This window comes from Acinetobacter sp. FY731, from assembly GCF_059515905.1.
In genome coordinates, this window is record NZ_JCAKNB010000001.1 from 98,827 (window position 1) to 124,464 (window position 25,638).

The window sequence follows — 25,638 nt, forward strand, 5'->3', positions numbered from 1 at the left end:
AAAAAGGACGCTTCAGCGTCCTTTTTTACAACCCACATTTCATTATTAGTTGGTAGATTCACCAAATACCGAAACATTAAGGTCACGTATTTTAGTACTACCATTTGGCTTATCAAAACTTACATCATACTGAACCAAGTTTTTATCATAACTATATTCATACGTTACCGTATACAAACTTGGTTGATCTGTCGATTTTTCAATTTTCTTAGACACAATTTTTTTATGTTTTAACTCCGACTTTGGCAAAGCATAAGAAAATTTACGCAAAGTTTTCGTTTCTTTATTAAATTTAGCCTGTAATTCTGGTTCTAAATACGTCAGAAATTGATCGAATTTTTTATCACGTAAATCATTATAAGCATCTGCTGCAACCTGTTCCTGTGCAGGACTCGGGTTAGGAATAGCATCCATTGCCTTTTGACCAAGCTTGTCACAACCCGCTAAAGCAAACAAACTACTTAAAAGCAATATTTTTACTTTCATCATTTACACATACATTCAAACTCTAAAAGCTAAGTATATAAAAAAAGGACGCCTAAGCGTCCTTTTTTACACAATAAAACTTAATCTTCTGATGGATTTACATCAGTTTCAATATCTGCTTCATTTGTACTTGTTGTTTCAACTTCAGAAGTTTCACCTTCAACATCTTCAATAAAGTCATCTTCTTCTACAGCTTCAACAGAAACCACACCAACAAGAATCTCTTCATTACCTAGACGAATTAGACGAACACCTTGAGCATTACGACCTGTAGTTGCAACTTCAGATGCACGCGTACGTACTAAAGTACCACCATCCGAAATAAGCATTAGCTCTTTTGTTTCATCAATTGAAACAGCACCAACCAATTCACCGTTACGCTCAGATGTTTTAATTGCAATCACACCTTTACCGCCACGTTTCTTCGTTGGGAAGTCACCTACTGGTGTACGCTTACCATAACCATTTGCACATGCACACAGTACTTCACCTTCTTCAGGCACAACCACTAAAGATACAATACGGCTAATAAATGTTGAATCTGTATCTTCTTCATCAGAATCTACATCTGTTTCAACATCATCTTCTACAACAGAAGCTGCAAATGTTACGCGCATACCACGCACACCTTTTGCAGAACGTCCCATTGAACGTACATCTGTTTCAGCGAAGCGAATTGCTTTACCTTCGTTAGAGAACAACATGATTTGCTGTTCGCCATCGGTAATAGCAACACCAATTAAAGTATCTTCTTCTTTTAGCTCAATTGCACGTAAACCATTTGAACGAACATTGCTAAATTGTTCTAATTCAACACGTTTAATTGTGCCCGATGCTGTTGCCATAAATACATAGAAGTTTTTACGAACAGCTTCTGCTTGTTGAGCAAAGTCATTAATGATTTCATCATCTAGATCGGTTGTAGAAAGCTCTAAACCAAGCTGTTTCAACTGAATACGTAATGCATCAGAAATATCATCAGCACCATCTTCAGACTCAGTTAAAGCTGCTTCAAGCTCTGTATAATGACTATTGATCACTTCGTTTGTTTGTAGCGTTGCAGCATTAGCTTTCACAAATGCTTTAAAATCTGCCAAACGTTCTTTGAATTTCTTCGGTGCATCAACTACAGGTAAAATTGCTGTAATTGTCTCGTTTTCATCCAATGGTAATAAGTTCACCATTGGGCGCCCTTTCGAGCCACGAGATGCTTGAGGCACTTCATAAACCTTCAGACGGTACACTTTACCTACGTTAGTAAAACAAAGAACCGTTGCATGGTTAGATGTCACAATCAAATGTTGAATGTAATCATCTTCTTTCATAGACGTTGCAGATTTACCACGACCGCCACGACGCTGTGCCGCGTAGTCAGATAATGGTTGAGTTTTCGCATAACCTGTTTTAGAAACGGTAAGCACCATTTGCTCTTCAGGAATCAAATCTTCACGAGAGAAGTCGATACGAGATTCAACAATATCTGTTTTACGCGCATCGCCATATTGCTGAAGAATAAGTGCTAATTCTTCACGAATGACATTCATCAACAAATTAAAGTCATTTAAAATTGCTGTTAATTCAGCAATTTGTGCAAGAATTTCAGTATATTCCGCTTGTAACTTGTCTTGTTCTAGACCTGTTAAACGATGTAAACGTAATTCTAAAATTGCACCCACTTGTGTTGGAGACAAACGGTAAACAGCACCATCAATACCAAATGGACGACTTGGATCTTCGCCTTCAATTTCATCAGGACGTACAGAAACTGCGCCTGCTTTTTCAAGCAATGCAGCAACACCGCCTGCTGCCCACTCACCTGCTTGTAAACGCTCACGCGCTTCGGCTGGGTTTGCAGACGTTTTAATGGTTTCAATAATTGCATCAATATTCGCAAGTGCAACCGTCAGACCTTCTAAGATATGACCACGCTCACGTGCTTTACGCAATTCAAACATCGTACGACGTGTTACCACTTCTTGACGATGACGAATAAATGCAGCAATGATATCTTTTAAATTCATCAACTTAGGTTGACCATTATCTAGGCAAACCATGTTAATGCTGAATGAATTTTCTAACTGAGTATTTTGGAACAAGTTGTTCACAATCACTTCAGCATTTTCACCACGCTTTAAGTCAATGGCTATTCGCATACCATCTTTATCTGACTCATCGCGAAGCTCTGAAATACCTTCAAGTTTTTTCTCTTTCACTAACTCAGCAATACGTTCAATCGTTTTTGCTTTGTTGACTTGATAAGGAATTTCAGTAAATACAATCGTTGTACGACCTGTTTTTTGGTCTTCTTCAAAATGGTATTTACCACGAATATGTAAACGACCTTTACCTGTGCGGTAAGCATCTACAATACCCGATTTACCATAAATAATACCGCCTGTAGGGAAATCTGGACCAGAAATGTGTTCCATTAACCCTTCAATACTAATTTGCGGATCATTTGCATAAGCTAAACACGCATTCACAACTTCTGTCATGTTATGCGGAGCCATATTAGTTGCCATACCAACAGCAATACCTGTTACCCCATTAATGAGTAAGTTCGGCACACGTGTTGGCATAACTTGAGGAATACGTTCAGAGCCATCGTAGTTGTCTTCCCACTCAACAGTATCTTTTTCAAGATCTGCTAAAAGCTCATGGGTAAGTTTACGCATACGTACTTCGGTATAACGCATTGCTGCTGCGCTATCACCATCGACAGAACCGAAGTTCCCCTGACCATCAACCAATTGATAACGCAAACTAAAATCTTGCGCCATACGAACAATTGTTTCATAAACTGCAGAATCACCATGAGGGTGATATTTACCGATTACGTCACCAACCACACGGGCAGATTTTTTATACGCTTTGTTATAGTCATTGCCCAATTCGTGCATTGCGAAAAGCACACGACGATGAACTGGTTTTAAACCATCTCGCACATCTGGCAAAGCACGTGACACAATCACGCTCATTGCATAATCGAGATATGAGCTTTTAAGTTCATCCTCAATGGCAATCGGTCTAATTTCCGATACGCTCATGCATACTCCTTGTTATACAAGCAGAATTCTGCCCGCATTTTATATCGTAAAATCAGTGAAAAGCTCGTCTTAAAAGACGTAACTAAAATTAAAAATATAGCCAATTATTATAGCATAGATAGCAATGTTTTTGTGCCAAACAATATCAACTATAACCATGATTTTTTGCATTTATTTTAATCAATTTAGCTAATTTTATGACAAAAAAACCTCCAATAATGGAGGCTTTTATTTTTAACTTTAATCGTATTCAGACCAAGCTGATATTTAGCAAAATATATAAATTTTACCGAACAATAACTTACCCTTTTTCCTTATCTTGTTTCATCAATGAAAATGCGATCAGGAACAATCCAATAATGAATGGGAATTCATATAATTCTTCAATTAAGTCCCCATATTGAACATCATGCAAAAATATTGGAGCAATTAAACGCCCGTGTTCTACAGAATCTGCAATAACTAATCCAAGTACAGAAATACCAATGGCCCAAGCAGGAAATACAGCCTTTTTAAACTTATTTGCAATTTCACTTCTCAAATGGGATGAAAAAAGCATAAATACAACTGGAGCAATGACAAAAACAGAAATTACACGAAAATATTCTCTCGGCACATCTGGAAAGTAATCACGCCCCCAACTTGTACTACGACCAAATAGTAGAATCCACCAAAAAATAGCCCATAACCAAAATTGCTTTTGACCATTTTCCAACTGAAATGGCTTCATGTAAAAATAGGTGAATATTGCACACAGTAACAATAAAGTAGCTTGTAGCGCTTCTATTACAGTTACAAGAAAACCATCAAATAATGGAACATGAAAATCAGCAAAAAATGGAAAAATAACAATTAAAACTGCGCATATCACAACAGGCACAGTTATACGATATTCAATTAACAAGGGAGACTCTCCAAATCTTGCCGAAACAACAAGAAATGATTAAAAAATGATTACAATAGTAACACAAATAAACAATGTAAAATTGGGCAAACAAATACACACTTTTAATCAAATACTTTATTATCAATTAGTTATGAGTTATTTAAAAAATTAAAGCCAATAAAAAAGAATAATGAATTATAAATTCTAGCTAAAAAAATTAATTAAAATAATAAGATATCAATTGTATTATTTTTAGATCTTACTGTTCTATAAATAAGCTTGTACGTTAATCAAAATTATGGGCAATAAAAAGCACTCAAAATGAGTGCTTTCTATTCTGTATTCTAGAAATTAGATTTTTGAAACCAATTCAGGAACTACAGTATTCAAGTCACCTACCAACCAGTAATCAGCTACTGCATTAATTGGAGCTTCTTCGTCTTTGTTAATCGCAACGATTACTTTAGACTCTTTCATACCAGCCAAGTGCTGAATCGCACCTGAGATACCTACAGCGATGTATAAGTCAGGTGCAACAATTTTACCTGTTTGACCTACTTGCATATCATTTGGTACAAAACCAGCATCAACCGCAGCACGTGAAGCACCTTGTGCAGCGCCTAACTTATCTGCCAATGGGTCAAGTACAGCGTGATAGTTTTCACCTGAACCTACACCACGACCACCAGAAACAACAATACGAGCTGCAGTTAATTCTGGACGTTCTGATTTTACGATTTCTTCAGAAACGAACTTAGAAATACCAGCATCACCTTGAGATGCTACTGCTTCAACAGTTGCTGAACCACCTTCAGCAGCAACCGCATCAAAAGCAGTACCACGAACAGTAGCTACAACAACTGCTTCGCCAGATTCTACAGTTGCAATTGCATTACCTGCATAAATAGGGCGTTTGAAAGTTTTAGCACCATCAACAGCAATTACATCGGTAATCATACTTACATCAAGAAGTGCAGCTGCACGTGGAAGTACGTTTTTACCTGTGGTTGTAGAAGCAGCAAGGATATGTGTATAACCTTTACCTACTTCAGCAACTAATTTAGCTACGTTTTCAGCCAATTGATTTGCATAAGCAGCATCATCAGCAAGTAAAACTTTGCTTACACCAGCAACTTTAGCTGCTTGATCAGCAACTGCTTGAGCGCCAGAACCTGCAACTAATACAGTGATATCACCACCAATTTTTTGCGCAGCAGCAACAACGTTTAGAGTTGCACCATTAAGTGCTTTGTTGTCGTGCTCAGCGATAACTAAAATACTCATGATTTTTATCCTTCTGTATTAGATCACTTTCGCTTCGTTTTTCAATTTTTCAACAAGTTCATCTACAGATTTAACTTGTACACCAGCTTTACGTTCTGCAGGAGCTTCAACTTTAACTGTTTTAAGCTTAGTTGTAGCTGTAACACCAAAGTCTGCAGGAGTTTTAGTATCAAGTGGCTTTTTACGTGCTTTCATGATGTTTGGAAGAGCAGCATAACGTGGCTCATTCAAACGCAAGTCAGTTGTGATGATTGCAGGAAGTGCAAGCTCAACAGTTTGTAAACCACCGTCAATTTCACGAGTAACTTGTACTTTATCGCCTTCAACTTTAACTTCTGATGCGAAAGTACCTTGACCTGCACCAAGAATCGCACCAAGCATTTGACCAACTTGGTTAGAGTCATCATCAATTGCTTGCTTACCAAGAAGAATCAACTGAGGTTGTTCAGCGTCTACAACACCTTTAAGAATTTTAGCAATTTCAAGAGCACCTAGTTGGCTGTCATCAGCTTCAACTAAGATACCGCGGTCAGCACCAAGTGCCATCGCTGAACGGATTTGTTCTTGAGCTTCTTTAGGACCAATAGAAACAACAATGATTTCTGAAACAGTTCCCTTTTCTTTTAAACGAACCGCTTCTTCCACTGCGATTTCACAGAATGGGTTAATTGACATTTTAACGTTAGTAAGGTCAACCCCACTATTGTCCGGTTTAACGCGAACTTTAACGTTGGCATCAACCACACGTTTTACAGCAACAAGAGCCTTCATGTAATCCTCGGCTGTTTTAGCAAATGTAAATGTTGAGAAGAATATTGTAATTCTTCACTTAAATTTTTTAGGTGTCCTATCTTGCAATGTGTATGGCATTTCGGTCAAGTCACAATTCAATAAACACCTGTAAAAATGCGTAAATTTCCTTGAACGATGCGTTCACATTTTTATTTTGATGCTATTTTAAAACTTTAAATGAGAAATTTAGTTATTTTTTAACCATTGATTTATATTATATTTTTATTTGATTTATCTCATCAAAACTACTGATTTTGGCAAATAAGAAAAGATGCTCTATTTAAGTCCCTTTTATACTAATGTCTTGGCAGAAAATACAAAGCGATCAACCAATCTCAAATTATTTATTTGTCTAGAAAACTTTGTGCCCATCTAACTCATTAAACAATTTAGATTTTTAGTCCATAGCTATTTACTTATATAAATAAAAAAGCACATCAATAAGATGTGCTTCCCGCTTATTCATTTAAACACTATTAATTAATAATTAACCATGTCGCAGCAGCTGCCAACAGTCCACCTGATGTTCCATCAATGATTTTCTGCTTACGTTCATCTATATGTGTTTTTTGCGTAATTTTGGCAAATACAATACTTAACGTACAATACACAACAAAAATTAAGCCAATAAAAATAAACGATAAAATTAAACCCTGACTTACTGTATCACCTGTTTTATTGATAAATTGCGGCAAAATCGCAAAATAAATCAGCATACCTTTTGGGTTCAATAATGCAGTAAAAAAACCTTTTTTAATTGGATTAGATGCACTCTTTTTCTCAATTTTTAGTTTTTTACTGCTAAATACAGACTTCAATAAACTTGCAGCTAAATATAAAAGGTAAGCAATTCCTAGCCAGCGAATCGTTTCAAATAAAATTGGAAATGAAACAATAATTGCTGCAATTCCTAAAGCAACTAAAACGGAGTGAACCAAATAACCCGAACATACACCTACAGTTGCCATCATACCTGCTTTTGCATCCTTACCCATCACTTGTGACAGGATAAAAAGCATATCTGGTCCTGGTGTGAAAATAAGTGGAATTACCGTTAAGGCAAACAATGCAAATACAGACATATCCTTTTCCTTTCTCATTTGTCTGAAAGTTGAAGTAGTATCTGCGAAAAGCTTTAAAATAGGATTTCAAATATTCTATAATTAATATTATTTTTCAAATTATATTCTAATTTATGAGAATTATTTCTAAGTCTATTTCAGTAAAACTAGATCGAATCGATAAATGTATCATTTATGAGCTACAAAAAAATGGACGTATTCAAAATAACGATTTAGCTAAAGAAATTGGCTTATCACCTTCGTCATGTCTACGTCGAGTTAAGCTACTCGAAGAAGCTGGTGTCATTGAGCGTTACACCACCATTGTTGATCAGCACAAAATTGGTTTTAAGTTAATTTTATTTTCTCGAATCTGGCTCGTTGGTCAAGATGCTGAAACTATTGATACTTTTATTGAAGCAATGAAAGAGCTTCCTCAAGTTATGGAGTGCTATATTATTTTAGGTGAATGTGATGCGATGCTAAAAGTTATTGTCCCCGATTTAGAAAGTTATCGTAAATTTCAGTCTACTCATTTAACCAAAAAAAATGGCATTACGAGTGTAAAAACAGATTTGCCTAGTCAGATTATTAAGCAAAGTACTCAACTACCACTCAATGACCTCTAGTGAACTTTTAATTTAACCAATATAAAAAAGCATAGTTAAAACTATGCTTTTTTACTTCAAACTTAAAGGCTAAGCTGAAACAGAATCTAAAAAATCACGATGTACATGACTTAAATCTATTAATTCATACTGCTCTAAACCAAAAATTTTCCATACAGCAATTGCATCTTCTTTTAAGTCGATATTTACAGTTGCAATCGGGCGCTCTTGCCACTGTAAATCTGAAATCCACAAATATGTTTGTTGTGTTGTAGGATTAATGGCCTGCACTTTTCCCTCTGCATTAATTCCCTGAACATGTGCACCCTCAGGCAATACAGCTTCAATTTTAGGTAAACTAATTTCCACAAAATGCTTCACTTGACGTAAGCCATAGCCAGCAAAAATCTCTTTTTGTACTAAAGATAATTGATCATATTTTTCTTGAACGTCTAAAATCATTTTTATACCTTGTTTAAAAACAATTGCTTATTAATACATCCAATGGAACGAAAAAACCTTTTCATGTTTTATACAGCCACCTTCACTTATACACTAATCTTATACATCAAAAATTGACTTCTTTTTATTCTACGTTAGTTCAAAAAGTCATCTTTTATCTTGATAAACAATAGCATTAATTTTATTGCAACAGCATTATTCAACGTTTTTGAATTGTTACTATTTTTTTACTTGTGCCCGAGGATGTGCTTGGTCGTAAACTTGTGCCAAATGATCAAAATCGACATGAGTATATATTTGTGTTGTCGTTAAATTACTATGCCCCAACATTTCTTGTACAGCACGTAAATCTCCACTGTTTGACAACATATGACTAGCAAAACAATGTCTTAACAAATGCGGATGCAAATCTACATTAACACCTGCTCGTTGCGCTTGAAACTTTACTCGATTTTCAATTTGCCTTACCCCTAAAGGATTTCCTTTTTGAGTAATAAAAATATTCGCCTCAGGTACAAAATCACCATGCCACGATGGATACAGCTGCAACCATTGCATAACAGCTGTTTTTGCTTTCTCTCCAAATGGAACAACGCGGGTCTTATTGCCCTTACCTGTAATTCTGAGTAATTGACGATTAAAATCGACATCTCGGATAGTTAGTCCTTGAACCTCTGCCAAACGTAAACCACTTGAATATAACAACTCTAAAATTGCTTTATCTCGAATCCACAACTGCTTTTGCACTTCAGATTCAGGCTCTGGTTGATCTAAAATTTGATTAATTGTTTCAATGTCAATCATGCCAGGTAGTGGTCTTGGCTGGCGTTTCAACTGAAAATCATCTGTTGCGTTAAAAGCCAAATACTGTCCTTGCTCTGCCCATTTCATAAATTGGCGAATAGATGAAAGCATACGTTGCAAACTACTTGAGCTTAGTTGGTGTTGTTCTACTTTATTTGCTAAGTAACTACGCAAATCGGTTGTTTCTATATTATTTAATTCTAATTTTTGATGTTCACAATAATTTAAAAAGTCAGAAACATCTCGAAAATATGCCTGTAAAGTATGTTTAGACTGATTTTGAATTTCACGTTCTTTTAGCCACATAGACAGTAGTTGCATGGGTTGCTGTTGCACCTGAACACCCTCCATTGTACTGTCCTATTTCGTATAAAAAATTTAGTGTAGCAAATTTATATCAATTCAACTTTTATTTCATTCACAAAAAAGCCCTAATACATTAGGGCTTTTTTGTCGCTTATTCTTAAGACTGGAAATAGCGTAAATCTAAACGCCCTTCAAAAACTGTTGCTGTTGGACCTGTCATCCAAACAACATCGCCTTCTTTCCATTCAATTAAAAGCTTACCACCAGCCAATTCAATTTCCACAGAACTTGCTAACAAACCACGGCGCATGCCTGAAATAGCAGCTGCACACGCACCTGTACCACAAGCAAGTGTTTCACCTACACCACGCTCAAACACACGTAAACGTGCATGCTTTTCATCAATAATTTGCATAAAACCTGCGTTTACACGCTGTGGAAAACGCTCATGAGATTCTACTTGCGGTCCAATTTTAGCAACATCGGCTGTAAGTACATTTGGCACAACTGTTACTGCGTGTGGGTTACCCATATTCACAACATCTATTGTTAGCTTTTCATCATTTGCTAAATCAATGTCATAAAGATTTTCTGGTTCTTCCGCAATAAATGGAATTTCTTGTGGCAAAAATTTAGGATAGCCCATGTTTACACGTACCCAGCCATTTTGACCAAGTTCAGGCTCCACAATACCAGCTTTCGTTTGCACTTTAATTTTGGTTTTTGTCGTAAGTTTACGCTCATGAACAAAACGTGCAAAACAGCGTACACCATTACCACATTGCTCAACTTCAGAACCATCTGCATTAAAAATACGATATTTAAAATCTGCATTTGGTACATCTGGTGGTTCAACAATAAGTAACTGGTCAAAACCAATACCAAAGTTACGATCTGCCAAACGTTGAATTGTGAGTGTATCTAAAAACGCTTTTTGACTAATGAGATCAACCACCATGAAATCATTGCCTAAACCATGCATTTTGGTAAATTCTAATAACATCTAAAATTACTCCTTAAGGCAATAAGCGCTCGTTTTCCCACAATGATTCAATCGTTTCGCGTTCACGAATCAAATGTGCATTTTCACCATCAACCATTACTTCAGCAGCACGACCACGGCTATTGTAATTTGAACTCATTACAAAACCGTATGCACCTGCGCCAAGCACAGCCAATACATCATTTTCTTTTAGTGCTAACTGGCGTTCTTTACCCAAGAAATCGCCTGTTTCACAAATTGCACCAACCACATCCCACTCTTTTACCTCAACATCTGTACGTGGCGTTACTTCTTGAATGTCCATCCATGCTTCATATAGCGCAGGACGTATTAAGTCATTCATTGCAGCATCAATAATGGCAAAGTTGCGATGATTTGTTGGTTTTAATAAATCAACTTTAGTAACTAATGCACCTGCATTTGCAGAAATGCTACGCCCAGGCTCCATATACACTTTTAAGCCTAACTTTTCTAAAGCTGGTTTAAGTGCATTAGCATATTCTTCAACTGTAGGCGGCACTTCATCTTTATAAGTCACACCTAAACCACCACCAATATCGATATGTTTAAGTGTAATACCCATTTCTTTTAGCTTATCGATCATAACAATGACACGATCTAAAGCATCAACAAAAGGCTGAGTTTCTATAAGCTGTGAACCAATATGACAATCGATTCCCACAACATCTAAATTTGGTAAAGATGTTGCATACTGGTAAGTTTCAAATACTGTATCTGAAGGAATACCAAACTTATTTTCTTTTAAACCTGTAGAAATATAAGGATGTGTTTTTGCATCCACATCAGGGTTTACACGCAAAGAAATAGGTGCTTTTTTACCTAGTTCGGCAGCAACCTTTTGAATACGATCAAGCTCTGCATAAGACTCAACATTGAAACATGCAATACCAACTTCCAATGCTTTTTTGATATCTGCTTCAGTTTTACCTAAACCAGAAAACACAATTTTAGATGCATCGCCACCAGCTTTTAATACACGTGCAAGCTCGCCACCTGTCACAATATCAAAACCTGCTCCAAGCTTGGCTAATACATTCAATACCGCAATATTAGAGTTTGACTTTACCGCGAAACATATTTGATGATCGATAAAGCTAAAAGCACGATCCATATCTAAAAAATGCTTTTCAAAGGTTGCTTTTGAATAAACATAAAGTGGCGTGCCGAATTGCTGTGCAAGCGTTTGTAATGAACATTGCTCTGCATGCAATACCCCATTAATGCGGGTGAAACTCATGAATGTATCCTTGCGTTGATCGAGTTAAGGTGTCTGTGTCTCAGAACTTGATGGTGCAGCAAATTGTTGCTGTACAGGTGCTGTAGCTTGTTCTTTTTGCTTTTCTACAGATTTAGAATCTGAATAAAGTAAATACTGTGCACGCTTATCATAATTCTCATCTTTGGCTAACTGTAATACGCCAGATTGACCACAGCCTACGAGTGCGTAACTTGTAACTAAAATACCGATGCCGCAAATGACTAAACGCATCTGACCACCTATCCATTAATTTTAACAAAGTATACCGTGATCACTTTCATGACCAAAGCACTAAACGCAAAAGATTAGCCTCTGAAATAAAAAAACGCCAGTAAATAACTGACGTTTTTGCTAAAAATTTAAACTTTATTTATGTTTTGGCTTATAGAAACCAAAATATCCAATAACCAAAATAATGAACCAAATAGGACTCACCATTAACGCTTGGCGTGTATCTGCCTCAAGTGCAAGAATACCAATAGTACAAATAAAGAAAATTGCAACAACCGCACACGTAAATAAACCACCAGGTAATTTAAATGTTGATTTTGCATGAAGCTCAGGACGAGTTTTGTAATAAACCACATAACTCCAAATAATCATAAGCCATACACAAATGAATAAGATGGTCGATAATGTTGTTGCAAGTGTAAATGCCAACACTGTGTTTGGAACAAAATACTGTAATGCAGCACCAGCAAATAAACACACAGTTGAAAAATACAATGCATTTGCAGGAACAGCGCGCTTATTCAACTTGCCCAATGACTTTGGAGCTTGCTCTTCACGAGATAAACCAAAGAGCATACGGCTTGTAGAAAATACACCGCTATTCATTGATGACATTACCGATGACAGAACAACAAAGTTCATAATAATAGCTGCAGCAGCAATACCTGCTTGGCTAAATAAGTTTACAAATGGGCTGATTGACGGATCAATCTTATTCCATGGTGTAACAGCCATTACCACAACCAATGCCAATACATAGAAAATAATGATACGAATTGGAATTGAATTCACTGCTTTTGGTAAGTTCTTTTCAGGATCTTTCGTTTCTGCTGCGGTTGTACCCACTAACTCAACACCCACAAATGCAAAAATTGCAATTTGGAAGCCTGCTAAAAAGCCTGTTAAACCTGTTGGGAACATCCCACCATGACTCCATAAATGAGTTAATGATGCGACTTGACCTGAAGTAGATGTAAAACCTGTAAAGATCATCCATCCACCAACGGCAATAAGTACCAAAATTGCAATGATTTTCACCATTGCAAACCAGAACTCCATTTCACCAAATAATTTTACCGTTGCTAAGTTCAAACACATAATGAACGAAATTGAGGCAACACTAATCAATACGCCTTCTAATGGTGAGAATGACACTCCACCATTAAAGAATTGTAAATAATAAATAATGGCTGATAAATCTGCGATACCAATTGTGATCCAGCACAACCAATACGTCCAACCTACAAAGTAACCAGCCCATGGACCAATTAAATCGGTTGAGAAATCAATAAATGATTTATATTGAAGATTAGATAATAGCAATTCTCCCAATGCACGCATCACAAGAAAAACCATGAAACCGATAATCATATAAATAAATAAAATGGACGGTCCAGCAAGACTAATTGTTTTCCCTGAGCCCATGAAAAGCCCTGTCCCTATGGCTCCGCCAATCGCAATCAACTGCAAATGTCGATTCGACAAGCTTCTTTTTAAATCACCATCTTCCGTTGGCGAATTTATTTTTTGCTCTGACATTTTTTAATTCACCTTTAATATAACCAACTAAAATTAACTTAAATTTTAAATAATGCAAAAGAAAACGTCCTACGATCAGTATTTCCTTAATAATCGTAAATATTGATTTATTTTACTTATTTGCTTTTTTTAGTGATTAATACAACGTGTATATTTATTTTTTGTTGATTTACTTATTGTAACAAACCCATTTTTGTGTACAAAATAAACAGGTATGTTGTGGTTCATTACCATCTCATACGACATAAATAAATTTCAAAAAAATGGCATAGCAATTGCTTAATTCAAATAACGAATAATCAGGATGAAAAGAAAATATTTATGCAAAATTTACAATCAATTATGGAAACATTAAGTGGATGGGTTTGGGGTCCTTACATGCTCGTACTCATTGTTGGTACAGGTGTGTTTTTAACCTTCCGTCTACTCTTTTGGCAATTTAGAATGCTTCCTTTAGCATTCAAACAAGTATTTGGAAAGCATCCAAATAAAAATGAACCTGGGGATATTTCGCAGTTTGCATCACTAATGACAGCGCTTTCAGCAACCATTGGTACGGGTAATATTGCAGGTGTTGCTACAGCTTGCGTACTAGGTGGACCTGGTGCTGTTTTCTGGATGTGGATGACTGCATTATTTGGTATGGCAACGAAATACGGCGAAGGTGTTTTAGCTGTTAAATATCGTGTCAAAAATGAAAGTGGCCAAATGAATGGTGGTCCAATGTACTATATCGAGCGTGGTCTCGGTACAAAGTGGAAATGGATGGCTGTATTATTCGCTTTATTTGGTACGCTTGCATCATTTGGTATTGGGAGCTCCGTTCAATCTAATACAGTAGCGCTTGCTGTTGAAAATAGTATGGGCGTTGAAACGTGGATTACAGGAATTGTGATTACTGCTTTTTCAGCATTAGTGATTTTAGGTGGGATCAAAAGCATTTCTAAAGCATCTTCTGTTATTGTCCCTGTGATGGCAATTGGTTATGTTGCTGGTGGTTTAATTATCATTTTAAACAACCTAGAATTGGTTATGCCTGCACTAGAAATGATTTTCACATACGCGTTTACGGGTGAAGCTGCTGTTGGTGGTGCAATTGGAGCTGCTATTCGTTACGGTGTTGCACGTGGTGTATTCTCTAATGAAGCAGGTATGGGTTCTGCACCTATTGCTGCTGCCGCTGCAAAAACTGACCATCCTGCGCGTCAAGGCTTAGTATCTATGACAGGTACATTCATTGATACGATTATCGTATGTTCTATTACAGGTATTGTACTTGTCATGGGCTACATCATGGCTGGAAATTCATTTGATGGTCAAACAGGTGCCGTACTTACCATTTCAGCATTTGATAAACTATTACCTGGTGTTGGTGGTTGGATCGTTACTTTAGGTATTATTTTCTTCGCTTATTCAACTATTCTCGGTTGGAGTTATTATGGAGAAAAATGCTGTAGTTACCTTCTCGGTGAAAAATTTGTATTGCTATATCGTATTATCTACATCATTTCTGTATTTATTGGCTGTGTCGCGACACTAGACCTTGTTTGGTTATTCGCAGATACATTTAACGGTTTAATGGCTGTACCTAACTTAATCGCATTATTATTACTTTCAGGTATTATTGCTAAAGAATCTAAAGATTTTATTGCAAAACGCAAATCAGGCGAGTTGTACTAACTTTAAAAATAAATTTACGTATAAAAAAGCCACCTAAAGGTGGCTTTTTTATACTCGCTTTTCATTTTATGACGGTGTGCCATTCCAAGTATCATCTTCAAAGTTAGCATCATCACGAGCCATGACACGTTCCGCTTCAATTTCAATTGCTGTTTCTAAATACAGTACAAAGAAATAAACACCTTCAATTTTCATTTCACCGTCTTCATCTTCTAAGTAATCACTCAAAATTTGATATTGTGCATTTTCCAAATCAAATGGAACATCTATATATATATCGCCTAAATAGCTATCAATTAAGCCTTCTTCTTCAAACCCCATACACGGAGTATATTCAATATTATTTTGCTCTAACCAATTGAGTACATTTTGACGCTGTGAATCTAGATTTTGATCATTTTCTTCATAATTTTCAAAATGTACAAAAAGTACATCACGATTTTTTTCGCGTGCAATCGCATCAATATGTTGCATCAATTGCGGCATGATGTATTCCATTTCAAAATAAAGATGTATCTATTATAGAGCGTGACAAGCATTTAATGTCAGATCAATTTTATTTAAACGTCAAAGCTTGTCGTAAATCGATACTTTTTCATGCGAAACACTTGGTTTTAAACCCTATTCACCGCTATGCTGTTCAATAATTTCGAACAATAATTTTCTTCATTATGGCAAAAGCGAAAAGTGTTTATCGTTGTGAGCAATGTGGTACAGATCATCCTAAATGGGCGGGTCAATGTTCAGACTGTGGAGAATGGAATTGCTTAACTGAAGTAAGCATTGCACCTGCTGTTACGCATCGAGCTCAAGCTAAAATGGGTGGCGGTTATGCTGGTCAGGCAGCAAATGTTACTACATTAAATCAAATTACGGTTTCTCATGAATCACGTTTAGCCACAGGTATTAGCGAATTTGACCGAGTATTAGGTGGTGGTTTAGTCACAGGCTCTGTCGTTTTGATTGGTGGTGACCCTGGTATTGGTAAATCGACCATTCTTTTACAAACTGCAACCTATATGGCAGCAGCAAAAAATTCAGCTTTATATGTCACAGGTGAAGAATCTTTATCTCAAGTCGCTTTACGTGCAAATCGTTTAGACTTACCAACAGATAGACTTCGCGTTATGGCTGAAACCTGTGTTGAACGTATTTGTGATGTTTTAGCACATGAACGCCCTGCTGTTGCCATTCTAGATTCTATTCAAACACTATATACAGAAACCTTACAATCTGCTCCAGGCGGTGTATCTCAAATTCGTGAGTCTGCGGCAATTTTAACGCGCTTTGCAAAAAACAGTGGTACAGCCTTATTTATTGTGGGTCATGTAACCAAAGAAGGCTCACTTGCAGGACCTCGTGTTTTGGAACACATGGTCGATTGCGTTTTATATTTTGAAGGTCAGTCGGATTCTCGTTACCGTATGATTCGTGCTGTGAAAAACCGTTTTGGAGCCGTAAACGAACTTGGTGTTTTTGGCATGACAGACAAAGGGCTTAAAGAGGTTGCAAATCCTTCTGCTATTTTCTTAAGTCGTTATGATGAAGCCATTCCAGGGTCTATTGTCATGATTAGCCGTGAAGGTACTCGCCCTCTTTTGGTTGAAGTTCAAGCCTTAGTTGATGATGCTCACGGTCAACCAAGACGAGTTGCCCTCGGTCTAGAACAAAACCGTCTTAATATGCTACTTGCAGTGATGCACCGCCATGGCGGTGTGCAAACCTCAGGACAAGATGTTTATGTAAACGTGGTTGGTGGTTTAAAAATTACCGAAACAGGCTCGGACTTAGCCGTTTTATTGGCATGTGCATCAAGCTTGCGAGGAAAAGCACTACCTCAACAACTGGCTGTATTTGGTGAAGTTGGATTATCGGGTGAAATCAGACCCGTACCAAATGGACAAGAGCGCTTAAAAGAAGCAGTAAAACATGGCTTCAAATATATTATTTTACCAAGAGGTAATGCACCACAAAAACCAATTCCCGGTGTACAAGTTATCTCGGTTGCACGCTTACATGAAGCACTTACCGAAGCGATCAATTTAAACGATGAGTAAAACCCACATTGATTAAATTACAAACAATCTAAAAATTATTCGATTTTAGTTGTTGAAAAACATCTAAAATGACTGCATAAATAGAGATGTATTACTTATTATTTTATTAGGAAACTTTAATGGAAGTTCGACAGCGTGGTTTGATTGCTGGTTTTTTAACAGCAGCTTTATTGGTAGCACCTTTAGCAGCAGAAGCAAAACGTGCAGGTGGCGGTAAAAGTCATGGCATGAGCCGCCAAGCAGCACCTTCTCAGTCTTACCAACAACCTCGTCAAGCGACTCCTGCTCAACAGCCTGCTGCTCCAGCGACTGCTCCTGCTAAATCAGGCCCAGGTGTTGGTGGCATGGTTGCAGCGGGTGTTGCTGGTGCTGCAATTGGTGCAGTTGCTGCAAATGCTTTAGCAGATGATAAAGCACCTGCTGCCTCTGAAGCTCAAGTAGCTCCTCAACAAGAAGAGGAAAAAGGTGGCATTCCAAGTTGGATTTGGATCCTACTTGCTGCAGCTGCTGCCTTCTTCGTTTTCCGTAAGATGGGCGCAAAAAAAAAATTAACAACTAACAACCCGTATGCACCAAATAGCGGTGCAAACAACGCACCGTTTGGTCAAGCACCATCTACTGGTCGTCCATCAAATGACAACAGCAATATTTTTGGTCAAAACGTAGGTGGTTCTGCGCCAACAAATAATGCTCCATTTGGGTCAGCGCCTGTAAACAATGCTCCATTTGGTGCTGCGTATACAAATAGTGGTAGTCAATTGCCTGATGGTACAGAACCTGCAACATTCTTACGTGTTGCTCGTCAGCGTTTTAACCATATTCAGTCAATGAATACAGCAAGCAATATCGCAGAAATTCAACGCTACTTAACACCTGATCTTTACCAGTCTATGTATAACGACATTATGGCAAACCAAGATCAAGATGTAGCTGAGTTCTCTAACTTAAATGCAATGGTGGCAGATTCTGCAACTGAAAATGGACAACATGTTGTAAGTGTTCGTTTTACAGGTACTGTAAGCGAAGATTTAAATAGCTTGCCACAACCATTTGCTGAAGTTTGGCATTTTGTAAAACCTGCTGGTTCAACTGAAGAATGGTTGGTTGCAGGCATTCAACAAGAAAGTTAATTAATAAAATTAACTTCTGAAAAGCGAGCTTTAGGGCTCGCTTTTTTATTTACTATTTATCATGAAATCTACTATTGTATTGACATGTATTTCTGTTGAATCAAAAAGAGGTACAGATACATCATCGTTTGACAACAACATGCCAATTTCAGTACAACCTAAAACAACACCCTGCACCCCATCTTCAATAAAGTCATTAATAATTGAAATATATTGTTGTTTCGATTCTTCCAATATTCGACCTAGACATAACTCATCATAAATAATTGAATGTACTATTTCTTGCTGATGTAAATGAGGTACGACAACATCAATCCCCTTTAAGCTCAGCATATTTTTATAAAAATCTTTTTGCATTGTAAATTTAGTACCAAGCAATAAAACCTTATTTTTACCCACACTATTAATTTGATCTGCTACAGCATCGGCAATATGTAAAAATGGAATAGAAATATTATTCGATATTTCACTGGCAACCAAATGCATTGTATTTGTACATAAAGCAATTGCATCCACATCTATATATTCTAATTTTTGAGCAATTTTCTTTAAGTAATCTCCCGCTTTCTCCCATTGATCTTGTGATTGCATACATTCAATTTCTTGAAAATTCACACTATATAAAATTAAGTGTGTCGAATTTAAACCACCTAACCGATCATTCACCAATCTGTTTATTTTTTGACAATACAAGTCTGATGATTCCCAACTCATACCACCAATCAATCCAATTTTTCGCATTACCTAATCCTTCTTATTTTGTTCTGCACTTTTAATAAAAAAGCTCCCTTAGGAGCTTTTTAAAAATTCAAATATAGAGATTTAAAACATTTACTGTTTTGGAAGTGGAATAAACTGCTTATCTTTACTATTTTGTGATTTACGCTCACCAATCACGACAGATAAAGTTATATTTTCCCCTCCACGTTGCACAACTACTGAAACCGTACTAGCTGGATCTTGAAGAGCAACATAATTAATTAAATGCGAAGGTGTTGTTATTGCTTCATCATTCACACTCATAATGATATCACCACGTTTTAATCCAGCTCTCGCCGCCGGTCCATCTCTTAAAACATCGGCAACAACAACACCTTTTTGCTCAGAGACCAAAATATCGTCTGGCTGAGATGGTAGTAAACTAATACCCAACCAACCACGAACCACACGACCATCTTTTAGAATTGAGTTTAAAATTTGTTGGCAAATTTTCGCGGGAATAGAAAAACCAATCCCCATAGAACCACCAGATTGCGAAAAAATTGCAGTATTTACACCAATTAAATTACCCGCCACATCAATTAAAGCACCACCTGAATTACCAGGGTTAATTGCTGCATCGGTTTGAATAAAATCTTCATAAGTATTAATACCCAAATCTGAACGACCTGTCGCAGAAATAATACCTTGGGTCACGGTTTGCCCTACACCAAACGGATTACCAATAGCGAGAACAACATCGCCCACTTCGTTACCACTTAATTTAAATGGCAATACAGGTAAATCATCTAGTTCAATTTTAATGACTGCTAAATCTGTTTCAGGATCTGTTCCAATGACTTTAGCAATTGCACGGCGACCATCATGTAATGCAACAACTATTTGATCAGCCTGAGATATCACATGATTATTCGTTAAAATATAACCATCTTTACGAACAATAACGCCCGATCCTAAACTGTTTTCATTAGAACCTTCTTTAAGTTGATCGGGTAATTCATTACCAAAAAATTCACGAAATGCAGGATCATCTAATAATGGATGATTGATCTGTTTCACTTTCTGTGTTGTAAAAATATTTACAACTGCAGGTGCAGCAACTTTCACTGCCGCATTATATGAAACCACACCACCCGTACGTGTTGTATTAATCAGTGGTTCTACTTTTTCTGCCGGCATTTTTACCCCATCAGCAGCGACAGGTGCTTTTGGTTTTTGCATAATCTGCCAACCCAAAAAGCCCAAAATGACAACAACAAGTAACACCCATGGTAACCAAGTAAAGGTACGGCGCACGATTTTGTCCTCTTAAATATTTTAATTCGTTGATGACTAAAGTAATTTATGCCCTATTGTAAGACGAAACACAATTAGATACATAAAAAAGCCCAATAGTTTTGTCTTGCTTTAGTTACAATTTAAAATGTATGTTGAACATTATGTATTTTTAAGGCGTTATAAACTTATGGCAAAGCTGAATGACATTATTGAGTGGTGCAATAACACCTTAAAATCTTCTGAGTTTAAAGATTACGCACCAAACGGCCTTCAAATTGAAGGAGCTCAAGAAGTAAAGAAAATTTTATGTGCAGTAACTGCATCTCAAGATGCAATTGATGCTGCAATTGCTCAAAAAGCCGATTTGCTTTTAGTACATCATGGCTATTTTTGGAAAGGTGAAGCTTATCCAATTACAGGAATGCGCGGCAATCGTATTCGTAGTTTAATTAAAAATGATATTTCTTTAGTTGGCTATCATCTACCTTTAGATTCACACCCGACTTTAGGAAATAATGCAGCTATTGCAGAAATTCTTGAACTAGAAAATATTGAACAACTTGATCCTAGCGAACGCCATCCTATAGGTAATATTGGCTACTTACAGCAAGCAATGACACCTGAAGGCTTTAAAAACTTTTTAACAGAGCGTTTAGGGTTCGATACTATTCATCTAAATGCGGAACGAAATACCATCCAAAAAGTGAGTTTCTGTACAGGTGCTGCACAAGACTATATTACTAAAGCTTATGAACAAGGCTGCGATGCATTCATTTCTGGTGAAGTGAGTGAGCGTACTTTTTATGAAGCAAAAGAGTTAAATGTCCATTACTATGCTTGCGGACATCACGCTACAGAGCGCTATGGTGTTCAACGTTTAGGAAAGGCAATTTCAGATCAATTTGATATCGAATTTAGCTATTTTGAATTGAATAACCCAATTTAGTAAGCACGATTATCAAATAATTTTACAAGCCCCCGATCCTTATTCAAATATATTTATGCTTTATTCGCTATTGTTATTAGTACTCAATGCGCAATTTTAGCTAAGAATCTATTACAATAAGACCACTAACTGTCAAAACCCAGCAAAATGCAAGGAATTGAAAAATGACTACGATTACTTTACCAGCATTACCTTATGGTTACGAAGATCTTGCTCCTCATATCAGCAAAGAAACTTTAGAATTCCATCATGACAAACACCACAATACTTATGTTGTTAACTTAAACAACTTAGTTAAAGGTACTGACCTTGAAGGTAAGTCTTTAGAAGAAATCATCACTGCTACTGCTGGCGATGCTTCTAAAGCAGGTGTTTTCAACAATGCTGCTCAAGTTTGGAACCACACGTTCTACTGGAACTGTATGGCTAAAAATGGCGGTGGTGCTGCAACTGGCGCTTTAGCTGCTAAAATTGATGAAGCTTTCGGTTCATACGAAAAATTTGCTGAAGAGTTTACTGCTGCTGCAACAACTCAATTCGGTTCAGGTTGGGCTTGGTTAGTTGCTGACGAAGTAAACGGCAACCTTTCTATTCTTAAAACTTCAAATGCGGATACTCCACTTGCTCACGGTAAAGTTGCTGTATTAACAATTGACGTTTGGGAACATGCTTACTACATCGATTTTCGTAACGCACGTCCTGTTTACATCAAAACTTTCTTAGAAAGCCTTGTAAACTGGGATTATGCAAACGCTAAATATGCAGGTCTTGCTGCTGGCGTTGAAAAATAAGATTTAAATATTTCTTATTTTTAGTATAAAAAATCACCCAATTTGGGTGATTTTTTATTTTTTAAGCAATAAACGAATACTTATAAAGCAAACAATTCATTTCTTTACATTATCAGGTTGACGACTTGTCATTTCATCTCTAAAATCCGCATCAGATTCTCCAATAGCTCAGTCGGTAGAGCGACGGACTGTTAATCCGCAGGTCCCTGGTTCGAGCCCAGGTTGGAGAGCCATCTATTCTTCCATAGCTCAGTCGGTAGAGCGACGGACTGTTAATCCGCAGGTCCCTGGTTCGAGCCCAGGTGGAAGAGCCAAGATTCTAAAAAGCCCAAGCATGATGACTTGGGCTTTTTTTATATCTCTATATTTAGGTACTTTTCTCACAACAACTCTGTATATTGTTCATTTCATGTTTTTTCGCTATCTTAAAAATAATGAATAAAATGAATGATTAAAATTTATGGACACACCTTGGTTAAAATCTCTTATTTTATGGTCAATTGTAATTACGGTTATTTTTGCAATTTTTCAATGCTCTCAAAAAACTGAAAATAATAAGCAAGCCTCTGCCCTAATGTATGAACGCCTTTACCAATGCACACGTGATTTAAAAACTGAGCATAAAGTGCTACTAACTTCTATTCAGCAAAAATTAACATCGAATTTAAACCAACAAGACATGGTAAAACTCATTAATGAATGTAGAACAGTAAATCCAACCAAACCACGCGAGTATTACATTCAGGCTATTAAATCGAGTTAAAATTTCTCAGATATATGAAACATGGATAATAAAAAAGTACGATCGGAAATGCTTTGGATTTTTAATACACAATAACTTTATGATTTATACAAAAATACAAAAGCATTTCGTCTAACGTCTATTATGTTGATTTTAGGAAAATTAAATAATTCAGAGTATTCTAATGACTAGAAATGAACTTATTAAATGACTAGAACATCCAGGAATTCATCACAGCAGTTACTTTTTTGATGAAATTAAGAAATCTGAATGTTTTAGTATTTTAAAACATAAAACTGATTGGTGTATTTATTACACCGCAAGGGATAAACCGAAACTAATATTTTCTTCGAAAAAAGAAAGTGATGCTTATGATTTCATAGCTAATGAGTTTAAAAGATGGGGTTCATAGCAACCTATTTGACATAATGGCAATTAAACAACCCTAATTATCCAAATAAAACAAAAATTATTTTCCATATTGAGTCTCCTCTCAAATAAGAATTCGCACTCACATATCTACAATATGCCTATTTTTAAAACATTCAATTGAAAAACAGCATGTTTTTTATAATTCATGCTTGACCTAATAGCATTTGCCCCATAGAATTCGTTTCAGATTCTCCAATAGCTCAGTCGGTAGAGCGACGGACTGTTAATCCGCAGGTCCCTGGTTCGAGCCCAGGTTGGAGAGCCAAATTCTAAAAACCCACTCATTACGAAGTGGGTTTTTTATTGCGTAAAGATCCTGCCGTGTTCGAATCAATTCAATTTACTTTCTTCCTTATAGGATGTATCGCCTCTTTGGCTTTATTTATCCTCATTGTTCAGCGTTATGTAAAACCAACGCAAAAGTATTACCCTCGCCCAGTCATTACCAACTTTGAAAGTAAGATGTTTAATCGACTCAATCAAAGCTTTCCTGAATATCATATTCTTGCACAAGTCGCATTTAGTGCGCTAATCACCCATCAAAATATAAAAGTTCGTGCCAAGTTCAATCGAAAAGTAACCGACTTTGTAATTTTAGATAAGAAAATGCAAGTCATTGCAATTATTGAACTAGATGACCCAACACATATAGGTAAAGAAAAAGAAGATGCTGAACGCGATGAAATGCTGTTACAAGCAGGTTATCAAGTATATCGCTATACAGATATTCCAAGCCCACAAAGCTTAAGACGTGATATTTTAAATCACACTTAATATTTAAAAATAAAAAAGCGACATATATGTCACTTTTTAAATATAAATCTACATTTTATAAAATTAAGGATTTGTCTTTGTTGCTAAAGCTTCAGAAGCTGCACGCTCTCTAGCTTCCCTTTCTTGCACTTTTTTCATAATTTCTTCACGTTGCTGTTTATACTTTTCTTGATTCTTTGCATCACTATTAGCCGCAAGAAATGCCATTGAAACTAAAAATATAGGAATAATTAATCCTAAACTTGCTAAAAATAAAATTTTTTTAGAAATTGGCTTCTTTGTAGATTGCGTCATTTAAAATCCAGTATGCAAGGAACAAAAGGTCATTCAATATACTTGAAACAAAATAGGATTCAATAAAAAAGCACCCTGTTTAGAATGCTTTTATTTTAAAAATGGTACTTATACAATGCTTACAGTAAAGTGATAGCAATACCAATAAAGATTATCAACCCGACCCATCTATTATGTCTAAATGCCCAAAAGCAGAGTTGTGGATTTCTATCTTTAGTTTTAGACCATTGGTAAATAAAATCGGCAGCTACGCATAGTAAAGCAATCAGACCAAATGGAATAAGTAAGTTTTCAATATATAAAGCTGCGCCAATTAAAACAATGCTGAGTAACTGAAGCAGTGAAATAATTTCAATATCGTATTTACCAAATAAAATTGCGGTAGATTTCACCCCAATTTTTAAATCGTATTCACGGTCTGTAATGGCATATTGCGTGTCATAAGCCACTGTCCAAGCTAAATTACCAAAATAAAGCAACCAACAGGTTAAACCTAATTCAGCCCCTACAGCCGTATATGCCATAGGAATAGACCACGAAAATGCAGCCCCTAAAAAGACTTGTGGCAAATGTGTATAGCGCTTCATAAATGGATAAATAAAGGCTAAGAACAATGCGCCAAATGAGCAATAGAATGTTTCTATAGGCAAGAAAAACAACATACATGCACTTGCAGCAACCAAAAACAAGAACACATAAATTGCTTCTTTTGCGCTAATAATACCTGTTGCCAATGGACGTGTTTTTGTTCGTTCTACATGAGCATCAACTTTTCGGTCAGCAAAATCGTTAATAGCACATCCTGCTGCACGCATAAAAATAGTGCCCAAAATCATTGGAATTAAAATACCAATACTTGGCATTCCTTGATTGGCTATCCATAAAGCCCACATGGTGGGCCAAAACACCAATTCTGTACCAATTGGTTTATCAAAACGGCACAAATAATAATAGGCTTCTAAGCGCTCACGCCAAATGATCTGTTGCGCGACAGACATAAATATCC

Annotated in this window: 25 protein-coding genes and 3 tRNA genes; 11 read left to right on the forward strand and 17 right to left on the reverse strand. The window is 36.5% G+C overall.

The window, feature by feature from the left end; all coding sequences use genetic code 11:
- Window positions 1–45 precede the first annotated feature (45 nt).
- The 6 genes from AC5YC8_RS00520 to AC5YC8_RS00545 form a co-directional block, all read right to left on the reverse strand.
- A complete protein-coding gene (locus AC5YC8_RS00520; protein ID WP_496163377.1) occupies window positions 46–486 on the reverse strand; it encodes a DUF3887 domain-containing protein in 441 nt (146 codons plus the stop codon).
- An 80-nt stretch (window positions 487–566) separates the two neighbouring features.
- Window positions 567–3,533, reverse strand: coding sequence for a DNA gyrase subunit A (gyrA, locus tag AC5YC8_RS00525; protein WP_496163212.1), 2,967 nt, complete (start codon window positions 3,531–3,533; stop codon window positions 567–569).
- A gap of 301 nt (window positions 3,534–3,834) precedes the next feature.
- The gene (locus AC5YC8_RS00530; RefSeq protein WP_496163213.1) at window positions 3,835–4,437 is read right to left on the reverse strand and encodes a hypothetical protein; all 603 of its coding nucleotides are present in this window, start codon (window positions 4,435–4,437) and stop codon (window positions 3,835–3,837) included.
- Window positions 4,438–4,770: 333 nt separating this feature from the next.
- Window positions 4,771–5,703, reverse strand: a complete 933-nt coding sequence (locus tag AC5YC8_RS00535; protein ID WP_496163214.1) for an FAD-binding protein — start codon at window positions 5,701–5,703, stop codon at window positions 4,771–4,773.
- A gap of 18 nt (window positions 5,704–5,721) precedes the next feature.
- Complete coding sequence (locus AC5YC8_RS00540) at window positions 5,722–6,474, reverse strand: electron transfer flavoprotein subunit beta/FixA family protein (RefSeq protein ID WP_496116645.1); 753 nt, start codon at window positions 6,472–6,474, stop codon at window positions 5,722–5,724.
- 497 nt (window positions 6,475–6,971) lie between these two features.
- Window positions 6,972–7,577, reverse strand: coding sequence for a LysE family translocator (locus tag AC5YC8_RS00545; protein WP_496116644.1), 606 nt, complete (start codon window positions 7,575–7,577; stop codon window positions 6,972–6,974).
- A 113-nt stretch (window positions 7,578–7,690) separates the two neighbouring features.
- On the opposite strand from AC5YC8_RS00545, the gene AC5YC8_RS00550 reads away from it, so the two are divergent.
- Window positions 7,691–8,185 carry an Lrp/AsnC family transcriptional regulator gene (locus tag AC5YC8_RS00550; protein WP_496163215.1) on the forward strand — a complete coding sequence of 165 codons (495 nt, stop codon included), beginning with the start codon at window positions 7,691–7,693 and terminating at the stop codon, window positions 8,183–8,185.
- A gap of 69 nt (window positions 8,186–8,254) precedes the next feature.
- Here AC5YC8_RS00550 and AC5YC8_RS00555 read toward each other — a convergent pair whose 3' ends face one another.
- From AC5YC8_RS00555 to AC5YC8_RS00580, 6 genes are all read right to left on the reverse strand, one after another.
- Complete coding sequence (locus tag AC5YC8_RS00555; protein ID WP_496163216.1) at window positions 8,255–8,626, reverse strand: hypothetical protein; 372 nt, start codon at window positions 8,624–8,626, stop codon at window positions 8,255–8,257.
- Window positions 8,627–8,845: 219 nt separating this feature from the next.
- Window positions 8,846–9,736 carry a site-specific tyrosine recombinase/integron integrase gene (gene xerA, locus AC5YC8_RS00560; protein WP_496116788.1) on the reverse strand — a complete coding sequence of 297 codons (891 nt, stop codon included), beginning with the start codon at window positions 9,734–9,736 and terminating at the stop codon, window positions 8,846–8,848.
- A 157-nt stretch (window positions 9,737–9,893) separates the two neighbouring features.
- A complete protein-coding gene (dapF, locus tag AC5YC8_RS00565) occupies window positions 9,894–10,739 on the reverse strand; it encodes a diaminopimelate epimerase (RefSeq protein WP_496116641.1) in 846 nt (281 codons plus the stop codon).
- A 13-nt stretch (window positions 10,740–10,752) separates the two neighbouring features.
- Entirely contained in the window at window positions 10,753–11,997 is a 1,245-nt protein-coding gene (gene lysA, locus AC5YC8_RS00570; protein ID WP_496163217.1) for a diaminopimelate decarboxylase, read from the reverse strand.
- Between the two features lie 24 nt (window positions 11,998–12,021).
- Complete coding sequence (locus tag AC5YC8_RS00575; protein ID WP_496163218.1) at window positions 12,022–12,249, reverse strand: hypothetical protein; 228 nt, start codon at window positions 12,247–12,249, stop codon at window positions 12,022–12,024.
- Window positions 12,250–12,384: 135 nt separating this feature from the next.
- Window positions 12,385–13,788, reverse strand: a complete 1,404-nt coding sequence (locus AC5YC8_RS00580; protein ID WP_496116637.1) for an amino acid permease — start codon at window positions 13,786–13,788, stop codon at window positions 12,385–12,387.
- Between the two features lie 321 nt (window positions 13,789–14,109).
- Between AC5YC8_RS00580 and AC5YC8_RS00585 the strand changes: the two genes are divergently transcribed.
- Window positions 14,110–15,468 carry an alanine/glycine:cation symporter family protein gene (locus tag AC5YC8_RS00585; protein WP_496116636.1) on the forward strand — a complete coding sequence of 453 codons (1,359 nt, stop codon included), beginning with the start codon at window positions 14,110–14,112 and terminating at the stop codon, window positions 15,466–15,468.
- Window positions 15,469–15,534: 66 nt separating this feature from the next.
- Here AC5YC8_RS00585 and AC5YC8_RS00590 read toward each other — a convergent pair whose 3' ends face one another.
- Complete coding sequence (locus tag AC5YC8_RS00590) at window positions 15,535–15,954, reverse strand: hypothetical protein (protein WP_496163219.1); 420 nt, start codon at window positions 15,952–15,954, stop codon at window positions 15,535–15,537.
- A 185-nt stretch (window positions 15,955–16,139) separates the two neighbouring features.
- Here AC5YC8_RS00590 and radA point away from each other — a divergent pair, with 185 nt between their 5' ends.
- Both radA and AC5YC8_RS00600 read left to right on the forward strand, forming a co-directional pair.
- Window positions 16,140–17,525: a DNA repair protein RadA gene (radA, locus tag AC5YC8_RS00595; RefSeq protein WP_496116633.1), complete on the forward strand. Its 1,386-nt coding sequence runs from the start codon at window positions 16,140–16,142 to the stop codon at window positions 17,523–17,525.
- 119 nt (window positions 17,526–17,644) lie between these two features.
- On the forward strand, window positions 17,645–18,655 hold the full coding sequence (locus AC5YC8_RS00600) for a Tim44 domain-containing protein (protein ID WP_496163220.1): 1,011 nt from the start codon (window positions 17,645–17,647) through the stop codon (window positions 18,653–18,655).
- A gap of 45 nt (window positions 18,656–18,700) precedes the next feature.
- Here AC5YC8_RS00600 and AC5YC8_RS00605 read toward each other — a convergent pair whose 3' ends face one another.
- Both AC5YC8_RS00605 and AC5YC8_RS00610 read right to left on the reverse strand, forming a co-directional pair.
- The gene (locus AC5YC8_RS00605) at window positions 18,701–19,396 is read right to left on the reverse strand and encodes an aspartate/glutamate racemase family protein (protein ID WP_496163221.1); all 696 of its coding nucleotides are present in this window, start codon (window positions 19,394–19,396) and stop codon (window positions 18,701–18,703) included.
- A 90-nt stretch (window positions 19,397–19,486) separates the two neighbouring features.
- Window positions 19,487–20,671: a S1C family serine protease gene (locus AC5YC8_RS00610; protein ID WP_496116631.1), complete on the reverse strand. Its 1,185-nt coding sequence runs from the start codon at window positions 20,669–20,671 to the stop codon at window positions 19,487–19,489.
- A gap of 169 nt (window positions 20,672–20,840) precedes the next feature.
- On the opposite strand from AC5YC8_RS00610, the gene AC5YC8_RS00615 reads away from it, so the two are divergent.
- The 7 genes from AC5YC8_RS00615 (at window position 20,841) to AC5YC8_RS00645 (ending at window position 24,338) form a co-directional block, all read left to right on the forward strand.
- Entirely contained in the window at window positions 20,841–21,599 is a 759-nt protein-coding gene (locus AC5YC8_RS00615) for a Nif3-like dinuclear metal center hexameric protein (RefSeq protein ID WP_496163222.1), read from the forward strand.
- A gap of 164 nt (window positions 21,600–21,763) precedes the next feature.
- The gene (gene sodB, locus AC5YC8_RS00620; RefSeq protein ID WP_496163223.1) at window positions 21,764–22,390 is read left to right on the forward strand and encodes a superoxide dismutase SodB; all 627 of its coding nucleotides are present in this window, start codon (window positions 21,764–21,766) and stop codon (window positions 22,388–22,390) included.
- A 157-nt stretch (window positions 22,391–22,547) separates the two neighbouring features.
- Window positions 22,548–22,623: transfer RNA gene (locus AC5YC8_RS00625), tRNA-Asn, on the forward strand.
- A 5-nt stretch (window positions 22,624–22,628) separates the two neighbouring features.
- Window positions 22,629–22,704: transfer RNA gene (locus AC5YC8_RS00630), tRNA-Asn, on the forward strand.
- Window positions 22,705–22,850: 146 nt separating this feature from the next.
- Complete coding sequence (locus AC5YC8_RS00635) at window positions 22,851–23,153, forward strand: hypothetical protein (RefSeq protein ID WP_496163224.1); 303 nt, start codon at window positions 22,851–22,853, stop codon at window positions 23,151–23,153.
- 600 nt (window positions 23,154–23,753) lie between these two features.
- Window positions 23,754–23,829 (forward strand) — tRNA-Asn (locus AC5YC8_RS00640).
- 56 nt (window positions 23,830–23,885) lie between these two features.
- Complete coding sequence (locus AC5YC8_RS00645; RefSeq protein WP_496116627.1) at window positions 23,886–24,338, forward strand: DUF2726 domain-containing protein; 453 nt, start codon at window positions 23,886–23,888, stop codon at window positions 24,336–24,338.
- Between the two features lie 63 nt (window positions 24,339–24,401).
- Here the strand turns inward: AC5YC8_RS00645 and AC5YC8_RS00650 are convergent, their stop codons facing one another.
- Window positions 24,402–24,632, reverse strand: a complete 231-nt coding sequence (locus tag AC5YC8_RS00650; RefSeq protein WP_496116626.1) for a hypothetical protein — start codon at window positions 24,630–24,632, stop codon at window positions 24,402–24,404.
- A gap of 119 nt (window positions 24,633–24,751) precedes the next feature.
- Window positions 24,752–25,630, reverse strand: a complete 879-nt coding sequence (ubiA, locus tag AC5YC8_RS00655; protein WP_496163225.1) for a 4-hydroxybenzoate octaprenyltransferase — start codon at window positions 25,628–25,630, stop codon at window positions 24,752–24,754.
- Window positions 25,631–25,638: the final 8 nt, after the last annotated feature.